Origin of the sequence: Capnocytophaga sp. (genome assembly GCF_030532915.1) — a bacterium.
Classification (GTDB): Bacteria; Bacteroidota; Bacteroidia; order Flavobacteriales; family Flavobacteriaceae; genus Capnocytophaga.
Map to the genome: position 1 here is coordinate 23,280 of NZ_JAUNKD010000008.1, position 18,651 is coordinate 41,930.

The following is an 18,651-nucleotide window of genomic DNA, read 5'->3' on the forward strand; positions in this document are numbered from 1 at the left end:
GTTCTATTAGGAAAGAATTTAATTCGTTGTATTTCAGTGGTGTATATGCAATGTGTTTTCAGCCGAAAACAGATTGAATGAAGGTTGTTTTTAAGTGCGATTTAAAAAGGTATGTATTGCCCTTGTAGAGACGCAATTTATTGCGTCTGTTGTAAAAGAATTAGAAAAAGCATATGAAAAATATATTTTTATGTTCGTCTTTTAAAGATGTTGCTTCGATTTTTGAAGAGTTTATAGGTTTGGGAAACGATGGCAAGAGGGTTACCTTTATCCCTACGGGGAGCCTTACGGAAAAAGTGACTTTTTATGTGAAAGCAGGGAAAAAAGCTCTTGAAAAAATGGGACTTATTGTTGATGAACTGGAAATTTCCACTGCAACATCTGATGAAATTAAGCAGAAACTGCAAACCAATGATTTTATTTATGTTACGGGTGGAAATACTTTTTTCCTGCTTCAAGAAATGAAAAAATCAGGAGCGGATAAAATCATCACGGAGGAAATTTTAAAAGGAAAAACGTACATCGGTGAGTCGGCGGGGTCAATGATTCTTTCTCCTAATATTGAATATGTTACAAAAATGGATAGCACCAAAGAAGCCCCTGAATTGCAATCGTTTTCAGCCTTGAATGTGATTGATTTTTGTCCCGTCCCGCATTATACTAATTTTCCGTTTGTGAAGGCGGTTGAAAAAATTATAGTAACTTATGGCGATACACTTGATTTATACCCGATTACCAATTCACAGGCAATTTGTATTCGCGGGGAGAAAATTGAAGTTAAATCGAAATAACATCATTAAAGTTATTTTATTTCACGAGTAGAGACGCAATTTATTGCATCTAATATAAAATTTATTAGATTTGAGATGTAATAAATTACATCTCTACGGAGGGAAAGATTTCCTGAATGTTAGGAAAGGTTTCCTAAGTCTTGGGAAAACTTTCCGATGGCTTGGGAAAGGTCGCCCAAAGCTTGGGAAAGATAATTTCTTACAGAAAATAGATTAAAAATAGCTAAAATAAGCAAGAACAATGTATAAAAGACAACGACAAAAATACAGGCAGGTTTAACATTTCACCGGTAGAGACGCAATGTATTGTATCCGGTGTGGATTTTATTATATTTAAGATGTAATTTGTTATATTTGATATGATTTATAACATAGTTTATTACATCTCTACGAAAGATTAACAAAACCAAAAACTAATTAAATCAGACTATTAAATGAGCAAGCAAGATATGAATATAAAAGTACTAATGTTCGGTTGGGAATTTCCGCCCCACATCAGCGGCGGGCTTGGCACGGCTTGTTACGGCATCGCCAAGGGTTTGGCAAAGCACGACGTAAACGTTTTGTTTGTGATGCCAAAAGCGGGCGGTGATGAAGATAGTTCGGTTGCCGACATCATCAACGCAAGCGATGTGGAAATGCTTCAAAATATGGAAAACATTGAAGAATTCTGGAAGAACATTAACTTTATGGAGATTGGCTCGAACTTGGTTCCGTATTTAGACCCCGAAACCTTTGCCCGCGAGCGGGAAGCCTATCTGAAAACGGGCGAAAACAAGGAGAAAATTTCCTTCAAAAACAAATTCCAATTCTCGGGCAAGTACGGCGCAAACCTGATGGAGGAAGTCTATCGATATGCATTGGTTGCCGGAACGGTGGCGAAGAATCACGACTTTGATGTCATTCACGCCCACGATTGGCTCACGTACAGCGCAGGGATTGTCGCCAAGAAATTATCGGGAAAACCGTTGGTCGTTCACGTGCACGCCACCGAATACGATAGGGGAGGGGAACACAACCGCAATACATTGGTGTACGACATCGAAAAACGCGGAATGGAAGCCGCCGACATCGTTGTCACGGTGAGTAACTGGACGCGCAACATCGTGGTGGAGAAGTACGGAATCGATGCCGAGAAAGTCATAACGGTGCACAATGCCGTCGATTTCTCTGCCGAGACTTCCGAAAAGGAAGAACGAGGCATCAAGGATAAAATCGTTACCTTCTTAGGAAGAATCACGCTGCAAAAAGGACCGGAATACTTTGTCGAAGCTGCCGCCAAGGTACTCAAAAAGGTTCCGAACGTTCGCTTTGTGATGGCGGGCAGTGGCGAGAAGATGAATCCGCTTGTCCGTCGTGTGGCACAGTTGGGCATCGGTACGCGGTTTCATTTCACGGGCTTTCTTCGGGGCGGCGAAGTGCAGCGAATGTTCCGTTACAGCGATGTGTACGTGATGCCTTCGGTGTCAGAGCCTTTCGGGATTTCGCCTTTGGAAGCGATGCGTTCGGGTGTGCCTACCATCATCTCGAAACAGTCGGGCGTGGCTGAGGTTTTGGACCACGCCATTAAGGTTGATTATTGGGACATTGATGCGTTAGCCGACGCCATTTACGGCATCATTTCCTACCCCACGCTCGCCGATTATATGTCGCGCGAGGGCTATGACGAAGTAAACCAACTCAAATGGGAAAACGCTTCCTTAAAACTCAAAACCATTTATGAAATGGTTGTGGGGTAGGGAAAAAACAGCCGGATGATTGACACTCAAAACGAATGGAAGATATACGATATTTTGCGTTAAGTTCAACTTTTTTATAAAAATATATATTTTTCCTTATGAAAAGAATTATTTTTATCGTAATTTTATGCCATTATTTTGCTTTGGGGTTTGCCCAAACTGGAAACGTTCAACAATTCAAGTGGGAAGGCGATATTTCTATCGGTTTGGGAATGGCAGATTTGAAAAGTGAACATTTTGGAATTTCAGGAAGTTCGGCAAATGTTAGTATGGCTATAAGTCGTTATTTTTCAGATAGAATACGGTTGCAATTAGGATTAGGAGCGTCACATTTTGCCAGTGGTTCTTTATACGGAAGTGGTTATTCCAATGTGAAAGCCACATTTTTGGAAATTCCGTTAAAAATGCGTTTTTACGTTTGGAAGTCCGAGCAATTTAAAAATAAAATTGCTTTTGGTATAGGCGTTCAAGGAAATAAATCCGTAGCGTATTCTTGGAATAACAATGGTAATACTTTGAAAGACAATAACGGAGCTTGGTTTTTTAATATGCCTTTGGAAGTTGGGGTAGAGCTTCCCATAAGTTTGCAAAATAGTTTAGGGATTTATCTAAACGCTGTTTATGGCAACAGAGCTTCCAAAAATTATGTTTTGAACAACCAAAGTATCTTAAAACTATCGCTCTTGTACCATTTTTGATGATGTAAGTAGTTTTTAAGACAGGATATTAAATTATTTATGGAATATAACACATTTTATTTTTTGGATTTTAATTTACTCACTTTCAACTGTAAAGTGAGTACATAACCAATAAAAACACAGCCAGAGTTTTGCTTTGGCTGTGTTTATATATGAAATTAGATATAAAACATAACCACGCGAAAATCAGATAACTATTATTTAAAAAGATTTATAATGAATAGAAAAACAGACAGCAATATGAAAAAATCAGTTTGCATTTATTTCCAAATTCACCACCCCGAACGCCTCAGAAAATACCAATTTTTTGACATCGGGAAGAAACACAATTATTTTGACAATTACGCCAATCGCTCCGAATTGGAAGACCTTGCCGAAAATTGTTACCTCCCCGCCAATGAACTGTTGCTCAGCTTGATAAAAAAGTACAACGGCAAATTTAAGGTGGCTTTTTCCATTTCGGGTTCGGCAATCGACCAACTCAGTATGCACACACCCGAGGTTATCCGTTCGTTTCAAGAGCTTGCCAAAACCGATGCGGTGGAATTTCTGGCGGAAACATATTCGCACTCATTGGCTTCACTTTCAGAGGATTCCGACGAGTTTGAGCAACAGGTAAAACGCCACATCGCCACGGTGAAAAATCTTTTTGGCAAGAAGCCCGTAACTTTCCGCAACACGTCGTTGATTTATTCGGACAAAATCGGGGAGCGGGTGGCGAAACTCGGCTTCAAAACGATGCTGACCGACGGGGCGAAACACGTTTTGGGTTGGAAAAGTCCGAATTTCGTGTATAAAAATCCGATAAACGAAAACTTGAATTTATTGCTAAAAAACAGTAAGTTAAGTGATGATATTGCGGTTCGGTTTTCTGACGTTCGTTGGGGCGAATATCCGCTAACGTCTGAAAAATATGCCGATTGGGTGAAATACAGTTTGGCAGAAACCGAAGTGTTAAATTTGTTTATGAATTACGACGTGATTGGCTATTACAATCGTAAGGAAAGCGGGATTTTTGACTTTTTGGAATATTTTGTGAAAAATATGATGGAAGATGTTGATTATCAGTTTCTTCTTCCGAAAGAAGTCGTAAAAAAACACCAACCGAAAGACGTGCTGAACGTGCCTTTCCCCATTTCGTGGACGGACGAAGAGCGTGACACCACCTCGTGGCTCGGAAACGAATTACAGCGAGAAGCCTTTGAGCAACTCTTTAAGGTTCAGTCGGTTGTGAAGAAGAAAAAAAGTACTGAGCTTTTAGAGGATTACAGCCGTTTGCAAGCCAGCGAGCATTTTTATCATATGCGTACCAAACTGTTTTCCACCTCGGATTATCATAAATATTTCTCGCCCTACGAATCTCCGTATGAGGCATTTATCAATTATATGAATATTTTGAGTGATTTCATTACACGTTTGGAAGCGAAGTGATTTTAAGAAATAGACTGCTATGGTTCTGAGGTGAACTATGACAGTTTTCATTTTTAAAACACTTTTATTTTATATTGAATTTAATTAAAAGATAATTTTATGAAGGTAAAAATTTTAACACTTTTTCTGTTTGTGTTTGGTTGTTGTACATCGTTGTTAGCACAAACAGTATCAGTAAAAGGAACAGTTACTGATGAAAACAAAGTACCGTTACCGGGAGTAAATGTTTTGGTTAAAAACACAACTCGCGGGGTTAGTACGGATTTTGATGGTAACTATGAAATTAAAGTACAACAAGGTGAGGTACTGACATTTAGTTACATTGGTTTTCTTCCACAAGATAAAAAAGTAGTGGGGGGGGTAAAACGTTAATTATCAATGTTTTACTAAAAGAAGATGCACAGCATCTTGATGAAGTTGTTGTTACGGCACTCGGTATTAAACGCGAAACCAAAAAGTTGGGTTATGCAATGACCGAAGTAAAAGGAGAAGAGCTTGCCAAAACAAATACGGTTAATCCCGTATCGGCTTTGCAGGGCGAGTCGGCCGGAGTGAGTATTGGAGCTTCTGACGGAGGACTTTTTGGGAATGCTAAAATTCAGGTGCGAGGGGTTTCTTCATTAAATTCCAGCAACAATCAGCCTATTTTTGTGGTAGATGGTGTAATTTTAGAAAACAACATTTCAGGAAAAAGTGCTGATTGGGAAACAAGTGCCGATGATTTTGGTAATATTTTAAAAAATTTAAATCCAGATGATTACAAAAGTGTTTCTGTTTTAAAAGGAGCTGCCGCAACGGCACTTTACGGTTCGCGAGGTATCAACGGAGTGGTTTTGATTGAAACCAAAAACGGTGCAGGAGCAAAAGGTTTGGGAGTTTCCGTAAAGCATTCGTTAGGAGTTGATCACGTATATGCTACGCCTGAATTACAAACCGAATACGGACAGGGGATTATGGCAGGATTTATAGGTTATGGAAAAACGAATGCCAATGGGCAATATTTTCGTTTTGACACGGAGCAATTTTATTATGATGCCAACGGAAATCCGACCCGAATAAATCATCCTCGCGGAAGTTTTGGTTATGGTCCCAAATTCAATGAAAATACAATGATTGTGGATTATGACGGTAATTTGGTGCCTTATGTTCCGTATAAAAATAATGTTCTGAAAGTTTATAATTTGGGTGTAAGTAACACTACTTCCGTTTCCTTAACAGGAGGTAATGAAAAAGGAAACTTTTATCTTTCCGATTCGTATAATCAGCGTACAGGCGTGCTTCCCAATAACGGATTTACCCGAAATTCTCTTTTATTTTCAGGAGCTTATAATTTGGCAACTTGGTTAAAAGCTGAGGCTTCAATTTCTTACACTTTTTCTGAGGGAAAAAATCCGAGAAATGATTTGGCGGCTAATTTTTTAGACGGAACTTGGACAAATCAGTATGACGTAGCCAAGTACAAGCAAAATCAGTATTGGCAAGCCAAACACGGAGGGCTCCCGAATGCCAACTACGGAGATGAGTATGCTTATGTTCCCGGTAAAGGCATTTGGTTTACGTATAATCACCACAATCAAGTTCGCAATGAAAATGTGGTTCGCCCTATTGTTAAATTATCTGCTGAAATTCTGAAAAATTTGAATCTTCGTTTGGAAGGAAATGTTAATTATTACACTATAAAACAGGAAGATAAACAATTAGGTAGTGGATATGCCAATGATGGAGGTTATTATTCGATTTATCATTATCGTGATGTGAGCCAAACCGGAAAAATTTCATTGGATTACACCAAAAATATTATTGATGGGCTTTCGGCTTATGCGGTTATCGGAGGAGAAATTTGGACGCAAGAAAAATCAGATACGCGTGTAAGAACTGACGGAGGATTGATTGTTCCGGGACGATTTTACTTAAAAAACTCTAAAAAAACACCCGTAGCCGATACAGGGGGTGTTTTTGGAACCAAACAAATCAATTCGCTTTACTTTTTAACTTCATTTTCATTAAAAGACCAATTATTTTTAGATGTAACGGGTCGTAATGACTGGTCATCGGCATTGGTTTACACTGACGGAACCGGAAATTACTCATATTTTTATCCATCGGTGAGTTCTTCCTGGATTTTTAGTCAAACTCTTGGGCTTCCATCGTGGGTTTCTTTCGGAAAATTGCGAGCTTCGTGGGCTCAGGTAGGTAGTGACACCGACCCTTATTCCATAAACAAGGGATATGCACTTGGTTCTTACGAAATGAGCAACGGAAACAATATCTATTTGAATGAAATTTCAACTACATTGGTTGATAAAAGTATTAAACCTGAACGTAAAAATTCGTATGAAATAGGTCTTGATGCACGTTTTTTCAATAATCGATTAGGTTTTGACATTGCTTATTACGATGAATATATTACCAATCAAATTGGAGATATTCCGCTTCCGAATGCTTCCGGATTCAAAAGTTTGCTTACCAATATTGGTACATTACGGAATTATGGATTTGAATTGAAGGTAGATGCTAAGCCAATTCGGACTGATAATTTCGTGTGGGATATAGCGTTTAATTATTGGCGAAACAGAACACAAGTTACTGATTTACACGAAGATTATGGAGCTTACAAAGTGTTGGGAGGAACGCCAACATATGGTAATTTCCGTATAGCTTCAGTTGCTTTTGAGGGTGGTGAATACGGCGTTTTGATGTCAGATAGTGCTCCGAAAAAATTTCAAGCCAAAGATGCCAATGGAAATAATATCGATGACCCAAGAAACGGAATGCCTATCTTGAAATGGACTAACAACGGAAGGTCAGCTTATTACGAAAGAAGTGGTGAAGTGGAAGAAATCGGTAAAATACAACCTGATTTTGAAGGTTCTTTAAAAAATACATTTACCTATAAAGGGATTTCATTATCCGTAATGTTAGATGCTCGTTTTGGTGGGTATATGGCTTCTTTTTCAAATAGATACGGAACAGCCAACGGATTTTTGAACACATCATTAAAAGGGCGTGATGCTCATCACGGTGGCATTACGTGGACATCACAATATCCTGATAGAAAAGGACAAACATTTTCAGATGGTGTAATTGTTGAAGGCGTTTTTGCTCCCGGTACAAATGTACAAACTCCCGCAGGAGCAACCCAAGATATAAGCGGATTAACCTACAAAGAAGCAATGGATAAAGGTTACATTGAGCCTTCACACGCAAGTACATATAATTATTTTAAAAATTCGTGGGCACAAGGAGTAGTAAATGATGATTGGTTCCACGAGGTAAATTATGTGGCTCTTCGTAACATATCGTTAGGATATACATTACCAAGTGAAGTTAGCAAGAGGTTGAAAATGAGAAATTTGTATTTAGGAGTTAATTTACGTAATCTTGGATATTTATATAACTCATTGCCTAACAAATTGAATCCTGAAAGTTTTAGAGGAACCACCAGCTCCGAATCTTTCTTGGAGAGAAGTTTTGTGCCATACACCGCATCTTATACTTTTAGCGTAGCAATTGATTTTTAAATTTGAAAGAAATGAAAAAGATAATATTATTAATAACAACTGTGTTGGCTATGAGTTGCAGTCGTGAGGATTTCGCCGAAAAAAACACCAATCCTTCCACGCTTTCAACTCCTGATTTGCGTTTTTCAACAGCGAAGGTAATCGAAACAATGTACACTGATGATTATACCATTTGGTTTTACGATAATTTTGATTACATATTTCCGTGGAGCCAATTAACGACATCTGGTTTGGGTAACGGATTAAGAATGAATGAAATGGAAAATACAGGCGGACATAACCTATACGGAGCTTTGTTCCCTAATGCTCGTGACATTCGTGCCCGAATTGATGCAATGCCCGCCGCTGAAAAGGAAAAATACAGAGCTTTACGTGCCATTACTTTTCCGGCTGTTATTCATCCTGCACTAAGTATTACGGATAAGTATGGTTCGTTAGTGTACTCACAAGCTGCTTTGGCTCCGTACACCACGCCACCCTTGCTTACGCCTGAATACGATACTCAGGAACAGCTCTTTAACACGTGGCTTCAAGAACTTGATGAGGCTATTGCAGAGCTTTCTGTAAGTGGGCAATTGCAATTAGGAGTACAAGACGTTGTTTTCAATGGAGATTATAAAAAATGGGCTAAATTTTGTAATTTATTGAAATTGAAGATAGCGGCTCGTTTAATTCATACAGATTTAAACAAAGCTATCAAAATAGCTGAAGAAGTAGCAAGTTCGCCTGTGGGTTATATGAATGAGTTGGCTGATGATTTTATTTACAGACGAAGCATCAAATATTACGGTACAGGCAACGGAACTCAGCCCGGTTCTGCTGCCGAACCTATCGTTGATTTTATGGTAACAAATAAAGACCCTCGCCTTCGGTTTATTTTTACTAAAAATCATTTTAACAGTGAAGTAATTGATGCTTTTGCCCAAGTAGGGAAAGAACTTCCGCCACACGTGAAAAAATACGTAAATTTAACTCCGGATAATAAGTTTCAAAGTTGGAAAGCTCCTGGTGAACCTTGGGTACGTTATGTGGGCGTTCCGATTTCTCCCGATAAAATAAATGATACCGCTTATGACGAATATTTCAAACAAGGAGAGCGTAATAAAATCAGTTTGGGTGGAGTTGAAAAAATCTATGCTTCAACATCTTCCTATTCCGAAAGAAATACACGCACAGGATATAATTATTCCTATCCGACTAAACCCGGAGGACGTGTCATTGAAGTGAAAGATAATTATCCACCGATTAACATCGTTTTAGGTTCGGCTGGCGAAACCAATTTATTTTTGGCAGAATTCAAACTCTTAGGAGCAAATTTGCCTCAATCAGCTCAAGATTATTTCAATCAAGGAGTTCGTTTATCGGTTGAACGTATGGATGCTGTTGCCAAAAACAATCAATTGCCTTATTATGAGGAAGATCCGGTATACACAACCGAAGCAGACAAACAATCAGGAAGTATCAAACTAAAATCAGGGGAAATTGATGCCCTGTTAATGCAACCTGCTTGTAACTTAACTACTGACGGTTTGGAGAAAGTATATATCCAACAGTATATCAATTATGCTACAACAGCTTCGGGTGATATTTGGACTACCGTTCGTCGTTCGGGATATCCCAAAAAGAATAGTGCGTATTTGGCTTGGGGCGAATTAAAGTCTGCCGGAAATGATTTGGTACTTCCGCGCCGTTTTATGGTGCGTACACCAACCGAAGATGATAAAAATTATCAAAACACTAAAAAATCAATTGATGAACAAGGTTTTACCTCAGGAGTAAATGACCCACAGTTGCTCAATAATCAGCGATTGTGGTTCGACAAACAAAATCCGAATTACGGAGAAGGAAAATAGCTTTGTTTGCAATCAAATAGTTAGTGTATAAATACTTGTTAAACAACGGAGTATCTTTAATCAAAAAAAGGATATTCCGTTGTTTTGTACTTTTATGTACTTTTCTGTATTTTTGCCCTTCAAAAAATATCAAAAATGAAAATAGCTATCGGAAATGACCACGCCGGTCCGGATTACAAAAAAGCCATCGTAACGTATTTGGAAAGCCAAAATATTGAAGTGTTAAACGTTGGAACAGACACCTTTGACAGTGTTGATTACCCCGATTTCGGACACAAAGTAGCCCAAGCGGTTACTTCCAAAAAGGCTGATTTGGGCATTGTCATCTGCGGAAGCGGTAACGGAATCGCCATTACTGCCAATAAACATCAGGGCGTGCGTTGTGCCTTGTGCTGGACAAAAGAAATTGCCGCGCTGGCACGCCAACACAACGATGCCAACGTGCTGAGCCTTCCCGCGCGATTTACCGCCATTGAGCAAGCCGTTGAAATCGTTAAAACGTTTTTAAACACTGATTTTGAAGGCGGAAGACACGCCAATCGTGTTAATAAAATAAGTTGTGCATAGGATGAAAGAGAAACAAGGTTTTTTCAAATCAATAAAAATCATTCATTTAGCGTTGTTTTTGGGACAGGCATTTTTTGGTGCCATTGTCTATTTTTTAAATAAAGATAGCTGGAAGTATGAATTTTCTACTTCAAATCATCTTTTACTTGTTCCAGCAATCGCAACGCTTGTGGCGCTTTTCGCTCATAGAATAGTATACAAAAAAGTGCTTTCGCAAGCAAAGTCCAAAGCAACGCTTGCCGAAAAACTGGGTGATTTTCAAGGAGCTTGCATTATACAATTCGCTTTGATTGAAGGAACTTCAATTTTGTGTATTATTTTTGCAATGAAAACTCAAAACATATATTCGCTTTTGTTGGCGGTAGCTTTGTTACTGTATTTCACTACGTTAAAACCCACGAAAGAAAAAGCAATAACCGATTTGGAACTCAACAAAGAAGAACGGGAAGCACTTAACCGAAATTATTAATATGGAAAAAAACTGGCTGGAACGCACCGAACTTCTTATAAAAGAGGAAGGAATCAAAAAACTCAAATCGGCAAACGTGCTGGTGGTAGGATTGGGAGGCGTAGGCTCATTTGCAGCGGAATTTATCGCCCGAAGTGGTGTCGGGAAGATGACAATCGTTGATGGCGATGTGTTTGACCTTACCAACCTGAACCGCCAACTTCCTGCCTTGCAAAGTACCGTAGGAAAACCCAAAGCGGAAGTGCTTGCGTTGCGGTTGAAAGACATTAACCCGAACTTGGAACTCACCGTTTTGACCGAATTCCTTTCCCCCGAGCGGGCTTTTGAGTTGGTTTCGACCGAATTTGATTATGTACTGGACTGCATCGACAGCATTACGCCAAAATTAAATCTTATCATCGCCGCACGCCGAAAAAAAGTCAAACTTATCAGCAGTATGGGCGCGGGAGGCGTGTTAGACCCCTCGAAAGTAAAGGTTTCCGACATTAAAAACACCCGCGACTGCCCGCTGGCACGAAATATCCGCAAGCGACTCAAAAAAGAAGGCATTACTTCGGGGTTTAAAGCCGTATTTTCAACCGAAATCGCCCCGAAAGACACAATGCAACAAACTGACGGCACGAATTACAAGAAATCCTTCTACGGAACCATCAGTTATATGCCTGCCGCCTTCGGGTTGCACGCCGCCGCCACCGTGATTAATCATCTTATCAACATTCCTGAAGCGCAATAAAGCAGGTAATTTTAATTTCTGAGCAAAGAAAAATCAATAGACATCAAGGAAATGGTTTTTTCCATCAAAAAAACGAAAAGGGAATGCACGCACATTCCCTTTTTTGTTTTTCCCGATAGGTTCTCTTACTCTACAATAACGATAAACGACAGTGTATTGTCATTGTATTGAGAGTTTTCGTCGTATGTTTCATCGGCAATCACTACGGAAACCTCGCCGGCTTGCAATCCTGTAATGGTAACTAAAAGCGGATTGGCAGCATCTTTCTTAATTGAAATAATACCCTCATCTCCTTCCACAATCCATCTTACTTTATTGGCGTCTTCTGCTTTTACGTTCGTCAATAAAACAGTTAAGCTATTGTTATTGCTTATTACTTGCTCGCTTGCCAGAATATCCTCACCGTTTAAGGTAATGGCAACGTCTTTTGAGAACTGAAACTTCGGGGTATCTTCCTTAACGGTCACTTTACAGCTTGTTGAATGCTTGCCGTCTTCGGTAGTTGCGGTAATTACGGCTTCGCCTGCTCCCACGGCGGTAATTCTTCCGTTAGTTACGGTTGCTACACTTGTTTTGTTGGAACTCCAAGTTATGTTTTTGTTGGTGGCGTTTTCAGGAACTAAAATTGCCAGTAAATCTTTTGTTCCGCCTTTTTTCAAAACAACTTCTGATTCAGTTAGGATAATTCCTTCTACATTGATTACTTTTTGGTTGACTGTAAGCTCGCATTTTGCTGCTTTGCCATTGCTTGACTGGGCGGTAATGGTTGCGGTTCCTGCTTTGAGCGCCGTTACGATACCGTTTTGCACGGTTGCCACTTCGGTATTGGAGCTTGTCCAAGTTAGGTTTTTGTCGGTGGCATCAGCCGGAAGAATGGTTACCGCTAATTTTTCAAAAGTGCCTTCGGTTAGGGTAAGGGTTGTTTTGGTCAGCGAAATTTCAGAAACTTCAATTACTTTTGGGGTAACGGTAACTTCACATTTGGCTGTTTTCCCGTTTGTTGATTTGGCAGTAATGGTTGTTTTTCCGGCTTTGCGCGCGGTTATTTTTCCGTTTTCAACCTGGGCTACTTCCGTTTGGGAGCTTGTCCAAGCAATACTTTTGTCGGTTGCATTTTCAGGAAGAATACTTACCGCAATGGTTTTTTCACTTCCTGCAACCAGACTCAGTGTCGTTTCACTGAATTTAACTTCGCTTACGGCAACAGTGGTTTGAACATCATCTTTTTTACAACCGACGAGTGTCAAAAATCCCATTACCAGCACTAAACTTAATTTGATTGCATTGCGTAGCCCTTTGGTTTCTTGCCAAGAAGCTACTTCATTTACTTGTTTAATCATTATTGTTAAATTTTTAATTTATATGCAAAAACATAAAGTAATTTCAGTTAGTTGTTTTAATGAATGATTAACAGAACGATGCAATTAAGGAAGAAATTGGGTTGGTTATCCTTGATTGGTCTTACAAAAGTATAAATTATCTGTCAAACCACCAATAAAAAAGCATTTTTTGTTCGGATATTTTTTTGTGGCATTTCTTTTTGCCTATATTTGCACTTGATTTTCCGTTTAGGATGAGAAATAATAACGTTTGATTAACTAAAAATCATTCTTTTTTGATTTAAAATTTAAAAATAGAGCTTATGAACATCAAAAATGCGCAATTAGAAGTAGATAACTGGATAAAACAACACGGAGTCAGGTATTTTAATGAGCTTACCAATATGGCACAACTCACCGAAGAGGTGGGGGAGGTTGCCCGCATCATTGCCCGCCGTTACGGCGAGCAGTCCGAAAAGGAAAGCGATAAGGATAAAGACTTGGGCGAGGAGCTTGCCGATGTTGTCTTCGTGGTTTTGTGTCTTGCCAATCAAACGGGAATCGATTTGCAAGCGGCTTTTGACCGTAAAATGGATAAAAAAACCAAGCGCGACCACGACCGCCATCACAACAACGAGAAATTAAAGTAATCCGTTGTGGTTTTTCTTTTTAGGAAGCTGTAAAATACAATTATATAGCCATAAAAACGATTCAGCAAGGTGTAAAATGACATATTACAGCTTGCTGAATTTGTTTTATAGCTTGTTTATTGTTTTTTCTACCAGTAAAATAAAATTTTCTTGATAGAAAATGTAATTATACTGCTTGATTATTGAATTTTCTATCAGTAAAATAGAATTTTCTTGATAAAAAATATAATTATATTGCTTGATTATTGATTTTTCTATCAGTAAAATAAAGTTTTAGTACTAAAAAATATAATTTTACTGCTGGGTTATTCTGTTTTCTATCTAAAAAAGAATAGTTACTTGCTGTTTTATTACATTTTTAATCAGTAAAAAATAATTTCCTTGCTTGAAAATTTAATTTTACTGCTATTTTATTAAAAAGTTTTCAACGGAAATCTTTTTCGATTGCCGGTTTTGGCAGTAATCCATCTATTTATAAAAATTTATAGGTAATCGAAAGATATGTTCCGGATTGGAAAATTGTTTCTGATGGTAAGATGGAAGAAAAAGAACGTCGGTAGGTGAGGGTAAGCGCTACATTTAAGGCTTCGAGACCACAACCGAGGCTATATCCCCATTCATTAGCTTTAAAATCAGCAGTATTTAAAGAAACACTTGCATCTTTTGCACTGAAATTATGTCGGAAATAAGGTCCGGCAAATAGAAAAAACCGATCGCTTTTGCCCGAAAGGGAAGGGGTTCCCAGTTCAATGTTTAGGGGAAGTGTCAGCGAGTGTCTTTTAAAGGTTCCGTTTGCTGATTTACTTGTTGTATAATCATATAATGCTTCCAAACTCAAATGGGCAGCACGCGAGAGCTTATAATTTAAATGTAAACCGCTTGCATAAGCAAATGAAGTCTTTGCATTGTAGTGTTTTTCTTTATAAAGATGATTGCCAACGCCCAAATCAAGCACAAAACCCATTCGGAAGCGATGGCTGAGCACGTTTTCACGCCGGCGAAGTTTGTTCAGATGCCGTATTGCTTTTATTTCGTGCGGTTGATTGGCAAGTTCGGTCAGTATGTTTGTCATAAACTGATTTATTGTAACCATTCCTTGATAGTCAAGTAAATCTGCCTTGTCAGAATGTTGATGATAGGGTGATTTTGTTCCGGTAAATACGTGTACGGCGGGGATTCCTTTCGCTCCGAAGGGCTGGGTGTCTGTGCGTTGTTCAATTTCGTTGTTAATTTTAAAGAGTTGCAGGTTGCCTGAATGTTTTTCAGCCAGTTGTTTTCCGTTTTCAAGGGTTTGAATTCCTTTTAATTCCAGTCCGTTATTGGCTTGAAGCATCCCGACCATATCAAAACCGAACATTGCCTTTATGCTTTTCAGTTTTTCGTTGCCTAACTGCTTCACAAAATGATTTGACCCCCGTAAACCGCTTTCTTCGGCATCAAAAGCGATGAAAATAAGGCTTCGTTTGGGATTATTTTCAGGTTTTGCAAAATATTTTGCCAGTTCAATAAGCATTGCTACTCCCGAAGCGTTATCGTCAGCACCCGGATAGATATTTTTTTCATCATTTTCAGATAAATTATATCCTAAATGATCATAATGAGCACCCAAAACGATGTATTCATCTTTTAAAATAGGGTCTGTACCTTCCACAAGCCCGATTACGTTGGTGGCATTTACTCTTGCCAGATAAAATTGCAAAGGGAATGCTTGCAGATAGTTTTCAACGAAAGGTTTTAGCCCTGCGAGGGCAAATTGTTCTTTGATGTAGGCGGTGGCTAAGTTTTTTCCGTCAGTGCCTAAACCTCTTCCTTCAAGGGCTTCGGATGTAAGATAATCCACGTGGTTTTTGAAATCATCAGGATTGGAAGTTTGAGCAGTAATAAAACAAAAACCGGCAGTAAAAAACAAAAATAATGCAAGATACGGTTTCATACGATAAAGTTTATTAAAAAATATGGCAAATTTACGTGTAAATTCAGCAAAAAACAATACGGATTTATTAAAATGTTTTTTGTAATTTTGTGGCTTTGTAAAGTATTGAAGGGTTTGTGCTAATTTTTCGTGCTAAAATTTTTAGTTGCCGAAAAAAATACGTACTTTTGAAGCCTGAAAAAAATAGATAACAATTCAAATTCATTAATATTAAGATGAAAACCATTGACAATTTTAATTTTAAGAACAAAAAAGCATTAATCCGTGTGGATTTTAACGTTCCGTTGGACGAAAACTTTAAAGTAACCGACAACACCCGTATCGAAGCTGCCAAGCCCACGATTGACAAGGTGCTTGCCGATGGCGGAACAGCCGTTTTGATGAGCCATTTGGGTCGCCCTAAGGGAGAAAAGAACCAAAAATACTCGCTTAAACACATCGTTGAGCAGGTTTCAAAAGTGTTGGGCAAACCCGTAATCTTTGTAGAGGATTGTGTGGGCGAAGTTGCCGAAAAAGCAGTGGCTGCCGCTCCAAACGGAAGCGTAGTTTTGTTGGAAAACCTTCGTTTTTATGCCGAAGAAGAAAAAGGCAACGAAGAATTCTCTTCAAAATTGGCAAAATTGGGCGATGTGTACGTAAATGATGCCTTCGGAACGGCACATCGGGCACACGCTTCAACAACTATCGTAGCGAAATTCTTCCCTAACGACAAATGTTTTGGATATTTGCTTGCCAAAGAGATTGAAAGTATTGATAAAGTGATGAAATCGGGCGAGAAACCGGTTACCGCTATTTTGGGAGGCTCAAAAGTGTCATCAAAAATCACTATTATTGAAAATATTCTGGATAAAGTAAATCACTTAATCATCGGAGGCGGAATGGCTTACACCTTTGTGAAAGCCCAAGGAGGCAAAATTGGTGATTCTATCTGCGAAGATGATAAATTACAGCTTGCTTTGGACATTTTAGCCCAAGCCAAGAGCAAAGGCGTGGAAGTTCATTTGCCGGTAGACGTGGTTGCTGCCGATGATTTCAGCAACGATGCCAAAATCCAAGTGGTTGATATTAAAAACATTCCTGACGGATGGCAAGGATTGGATGCCGGACCTAAAAGTTTGGCAAATTACAAAGAAGTTATCCTAAAATCGAAAACCATTTTGTGGAACGGGCCTGTAGGCGTGTTTGAAATGCCGACTTTTGCCAAAGGAACCATTGAAGTGGGGAATTTCATTGCCGAAGCTACCCAAAACGGAGCTTTTTCACTCGTAGGAGGAGGCGACTCGGTGGCTGCCGTGAAGCAATTCGGCTTTGAAAATAAAGTAAGTTACGTTTCAACAGGTGGCGGAGCGATGCTCGAAAGCCTTGAAGGAAGAGTCCTTCCCGGAATTCAGGCTATTTATGAGTAAATAAAGCACATAATGTAAATTTTTTAGTTAAACAACGGGAAGTGTCACCCAGCATTGGGTGACATTTTTCGTTTTATTGGGTTTTGGAGCAGTGGCAATTCACCGAGTTCCAGCCTTTCATAAATCGTTCGGCGGCATCAATTGCTTTTACGATGCAGAAAACGTATATCAAAATGATAAAAATGGTTTTAGTGATGGTTTTTTTCTGTTTGCTTCTGTTCATCTTTTCTGAAAATTAATCGGTTGAAATAAAACACGTGTAAAACGTTGGCAAGGTCAGAAAAATTTTTCATAAAAGCAAATTTGCGCTCAATTAAAACGAATATTGTTTTAGGTATTTAAAATAAAAGCTATCTTTGCCAAAAAAATAAAAGCAATGAAAAAAATCGTAATTTTACTGTTTAGTGTGTTTTTGGCGGCGTGTTCAACCACGTCAAAGGTTTCAAAACCCCGTGAAACTACCGTTGCCAATAAAAGTATCAAAGGGGAATGGACTTTAAAGAGCATCAGTTACAATCAATCGGGTAAGTTTGATGTTACTCTTTTGAATGACACCTCAAAAGAATGTTTTGAAGGAAGCGTATGGAAATTTGTTCCGAATAATTTTCGAGGCACATACACCATCACCCAAAACGGATGTGCCACCGGTGAGCGGTATTTCATTTTTGTGGTTCAAGAAATTGACAAACAATCAGGCTATTATGATTTTTTGCTCAAACCCACAGACCAAAAATACAAATCGGAAACCAACAAAGGTGTTCGCCTGAATTTGTCATACCTCTCTGATGACCGTATGGTTTGGAAACAAAGTTTACAAGTGGATGGAGCGCCTTTTGTAATTTCAATGGAATTCACTAAAAATTAATAAGTTAAAAATAAAAAGCAATGAAAAAAATAATTGTTATGCTGCTGATTTCGGTGGCGTTGGTAGGTTGTCAGGCCTATAATAATTCAAACAAATCACAGCGGGGTGCCGTTATTGGGGCAGCCGGCGGGGCGTTATTAGGCGCTATTTTAGGAAATAATTTAGGCGATGGAGGCAATAGTGAACTCGGCGCCGTTTTAGGGGCTGCCGTGGGTGGAGCCGCCGGTGCCATCATTGGGAATGAAATGGACAAACAGGCCAAAAAAATCGAAGAAGAAATTCCGGGTGCCGAAGTAAAACGCGTTGATGAGGGCATTATCGTAACTTTTGACGAAAACAGCGGTGTTTATTTTGATACGAATAAAGCCGATGTGAATGCGGCTTCGCAAGAAACGCTTAACAAATTGGCAAAAATTTTAGCCGAATATCCCGAAACAAACGTTGTTATTGTGGGGCATACCGATAGTTCGGGGAGCAATGCCTACAATATGAAATTATCAGAGCGAAGAGCCAAATCGGTAACTCAGTTTTTTATCGGTCAGGGCTTGGCATCGGGGCGCTTCAATACGCAATGGTTTGGTGAAGAAAAACCCGAATATGACAACGCCACACCTGAGGGGCGCGCCAAAAACCGCCGTGTGAATGTGGTTATCGTTCCGAATGAAACAATGAAAGC

The 18,651-nt window shown here is 39.1% G+C and carries 17 protein-coding genes; 14 read left to right on the top strand and 3 right to left on the bottom strand.

Translation table 11 applies throughout. The features are described 5' to 3' along the window. Positions 1-173: 173 nt before the first annotated feature. From Q4D72_RS03770 to Q4D72_RS03815, 10 genes are all read left to right on the top strand, one after another. Positions 174-791 (top strand): peptidase E, encoded by a 618-nt coding sequence (locus tag Q4D72_RS03770; RefSeq protein WP_303076124.1) that lies wholly within the window; start codon positions 174-176, stop codon positions 789-791. Between the two features lie 449 nt (positions 792-1,240). Next, on the top strand, positions 1,241-2,530 hold the full coding sequence (locus Q4D72_RS03775; protein ID WP_303076125.1) for a glycosyltransferase family 4 protein: 1,290 nt from the start codon (positions 1,241-1,243) through the stop codon (positions 2,528-2,530). Between the two features lie 98 nt (positions 2,531-2,628). After that, positions 2,629-3,228, top strand: a complete 600-nt coding sequence (locus tag Q4D72_RS03780) for a hypothetical protein (RefSeq protein WP_303076127.1) — start codon at positions 2,629-2,631, stop codon at positions 3,226-3,228. A 240-nt stretch (positions 3,229-3,468) separates the two neighbouring features. After that, entirely contained in the window at positions 3,469-4,659 is a 1,191-nt protein-coding gene (locus Q4D72_RS03785) for a glycoside hydrolase family 57 protein (RefSeq protein WP_303076198.1), read from the top strand. Between the two features lie 99 nt (positions 4,660-4,758). Then, positions 4,759-5,031: a carboxypeptidase-like regulatory domain-containing protein gene (locus tag Q4D72_RS03790; RefSeq protein ID WP_303076128.1), complete on the top strand. Its 273-nt coding sequence runs from the start codon at positions 4,759-4,761 to the stop codon at positions 5,029-5,031. Positions 5,032-5,033: 2 nt separating this feature from the next. After that, positions 5,034-8,180, top strand: coding sequence for a SusC/RagA family TonB-linked outer membrane protein (locus Q4D72_RS03795; RefSeq protein ID WP_303076199.1), 3,147 nt, complete (start codon positions 5,034-5,036; stop codon positions 8,178-8,180). A gap of 11 nt (positions 8,181-8,191) precedes the next feature. Continuing rightward, complete coding sequence (locus tag Q4D72_RS03800; protein ID WP_303076129.1) at positions 8,192-10,033, top strand: SusD/RagB family nutrient-binding outer membrane lipoprotein; 1,842 nt, start codon at positions 8,192-8,194, stop codon at positions 10,031-10,033. Positions 10,034-10,168: 135 nt separating this feature from the next. Beyond that, positions 10,169-10,600: a ribose 5-phosphate isomerase B gene (gene rpiB / locus Q4D72_RS03805; RefSeq protein WP_303076131.1), complete on the top strand. Its 432-nt coding sequence runs from the start codon at positions 10,169-10,171 to the stop codon at positions 10,598-10,600. Between the two features lies 1 nt (position 10,601). Further along, positions 10,602-11,069 (top strand): hypothetical protein, encoded by a 468-nt coding sequence (locus Q4D72_RS03810; RefSeq protein WP_303076133.1) that lies wholly within the window; start codon positions 10,602-10,604, stop codon positions 11,067-11,069. A 1-nt stretch (position 11,070) separates the two neighbouring features. Further along, positions 11,071-11,802, top strand: a complete 732-nt coding sequence (locus Q4D72_RS03815; RefSeq protein WP_303076134.1) for a tRNA threonylcarbamoyladenosine dehydratase — start codon at positions 11,071-11,073, stop codon at positions 11,800-11,802. Positions 11,803-11,927: 125 nt separating this feature from the next. Here Q4D72_RS03815 and Q4D72_RS03820 read toward each other — a convergent pair whose 3' ends face one another. Continuing rightward, positions 11,928-13,142: an Ig-like domain-containing protein gene (locus Q4D72_RS03820; RefSeq protein WP_303076135.1), complete on the bottom strand. Its 1,215-nt coding sequence runs from the start codon at positions 13,140-13,142 to the stop codon at positions 11,928-11,930. 302 nt (positions 13,143-13,444) lie between these two features. Between Q4D72_RS03820 and Q4D72_RS03825 the strand changes: the two genes are divergently transcribed. Then, complete coding sequence (locus tag Q4D72_RS03825; protein ID WP_303076136.1) at positions 13,445-13,771, top strand: nucleotide pyrophosphohydrolase; 327 nt, start codon at positions 13,445-13,447, stop codon at positions 13,769-13,771. Positions 13,772-14,243: 472 nt separating this feature from the next. Here the strand turns inward: Q4D72_RS03825 and Q4D72_RS03830 are convergent, their stop codons facing one another. Then, the gene (locus tag Q4D72_RS03830; protein WP_303076137.1) at positions 14,244-15,704 is read right to left on the bottom strand and encodes a M20/M25/M40 family metallo-hydrolase; all 1,461 of its coding nucleotides are present in this window, start codon (positions 15,702-15,704) and stop codon (positions 14,244-14,246) included. 215 nt (positions 15,705-15,919) lie between these two features. Between Q4D72_RS03830 and pgk the strand changes: the two genes are divergently transcribed. Further along, on the top strand, positions 15,920-17,110 hold the full coding sequence (gene pgk / locus Q4D72_RS03835; RefSeq protein WP_303076138.1) for a phosphoglycerate kinase: 1,191 nt from the start codon (positions 15,920-15,922) through the stop codon (positions 17,108-17,110). 73 nt (positions 17,111-17,183) lie between these two features. On the opposite strand, the gene Q4D72_RS03840 is transcribed toward pgk, so the two are convergent. Continuing rightward, positions 17,184-17,333, bottom strand: a complete 150-nt coding sequence (locus Q4D72_RS03840) for a hypothetical protein (RefSeq protein WP_303076139.1) — start codon at positions 17,331-17,333, stop codon at positions 17,184-17,186. A 153-nt stretch (positions 17,334-17,486) separates the two neighbouring features. On the opposite strand from Q4D72_RS03840, the gene Q4D72_RS03845 reads away from it, so the two are divergent. Next, a complete protein-coding gene (locus Q4D72_RS03845) occupies positions 17,487-17,975 on the top strand; it encodes a lipocalin family protein (protein WP_303076140.1) in 489 nt (162 codons plus the stop codon). A 20-nt stretch (positions 17,976-17,995) separates the two neighbouring features. Further along, positions 17,996-18,651, top strand: a 656-nt coding sequence (locus Q4D72_RS03850) for an OmpA family protein (RefSeq protein ID WP_303076142.1), incomplete at its 3' end; no start/stop codon positions are given.

Bases quoted from the DNA above. Each gene is read 5' to 3' on its own strand.
- Q4D72_RS03770 (WP_303076124.1), top strand. From the start codon at position 174: ATGAAAAATATATTTTTATGTTCGTCTTTTAAAGATGTTGCTTCGATT.
- Q4D72_RS03775 (WP_303076125.1), top strand. From the start codon at position 1,241: ATGAATATAAAAGTACTAATGTTCGGTTGGGAATTTCCGCCCCACATC.
- Q4D72_RS03780 (WP_303076127.1), top strand. From the start codon at position 2,629: ATGAAAAGAATTATTTTTATCGTAATTTTATGCCATTATTTTGCTTTG.
- Q4D72_RS03785 (WP_303076198.1), top strand. From the start codon at position 3,469: ATGAAAAAATCAGTTTGCATTTATTTCCAAATTCACCACCCCGAACGC.
- Q4D72_RS03790 (WP_303076128.1), top strand. From the start codon at position 4,759: ATGAAGGTAAAAATTTTAACACTTTTTCTGTTTGTGTTTGGTTGTTGT.
- Q4D72_RS03800 (WP_303076129.1), top strand. From the start codon at position 8,192: ATGAAAAAGATAATATTATTAATAACAACTGTGTTGGCTATGAGTTGC.
- rpiB (WP_303076131.1), top strand. From the start codon at position 10,169: ATGAAAATAGCTATCGGAAATGACCACGCCGGTCCGGATTACAAAAAA.
- Q4D72_RS03810 (WP_303076133.1), top strand. From the start codon at position 10,602: ATGAAAGAGAAACAAGGTTTTTTCAAATCAATAAAAATCATTCATTTA.
- Q4D72_RS03815 (WP_303076134.1), top strand. From the start codon at position 11,071: ATGGAAAAAAACTGGCTGGAACGCACCGAACTTCTTATAAAAGAGGAA.
- Q4D72_RS03820 (WP_303076135.1), bottom strand. From the start codon at position 13,142: ATGATTAAACAAGTAAATGAAGTAGCTTCTTGGCAAGAAACCAAAGGG.
- Q4D72_RS03825 (WP_303076136.1), top strand. From the start codon at position 13,445: ATGAACATCAAAAATGCGCAATTAGAAGTAGATAACTGGATAAAACAA.
- Q4D72_RS03830 (WP_303076137.1), bottom strand. From the start codon at position 15,704: ATGAAACCGTATCTTGCATTATTTTTGTTTTTTACTGCCGGTTTTTGT.
- pgk (WP_303076138.1), top strand. From the start codon at position 15,920: ATGAAAACCATTGACAATTTTAATTTTAAGAACAAAAAAGCATTAATC.
- Q4D72_RS03840 (WP_303076139.1), bottom strand. From the start codon at position 17,333: ATGAACAGAAGCAAACAGAAAAAAACCATCACTAAAACCATTTTTATC.
- Q4D72_RS03845 (WP_303076140.1), top strand. From the start codon at position 17,487: ATGAAAAAAATCGTAATTTTACTGTTTAGTGTGTTTTTGGCGGCGTGT.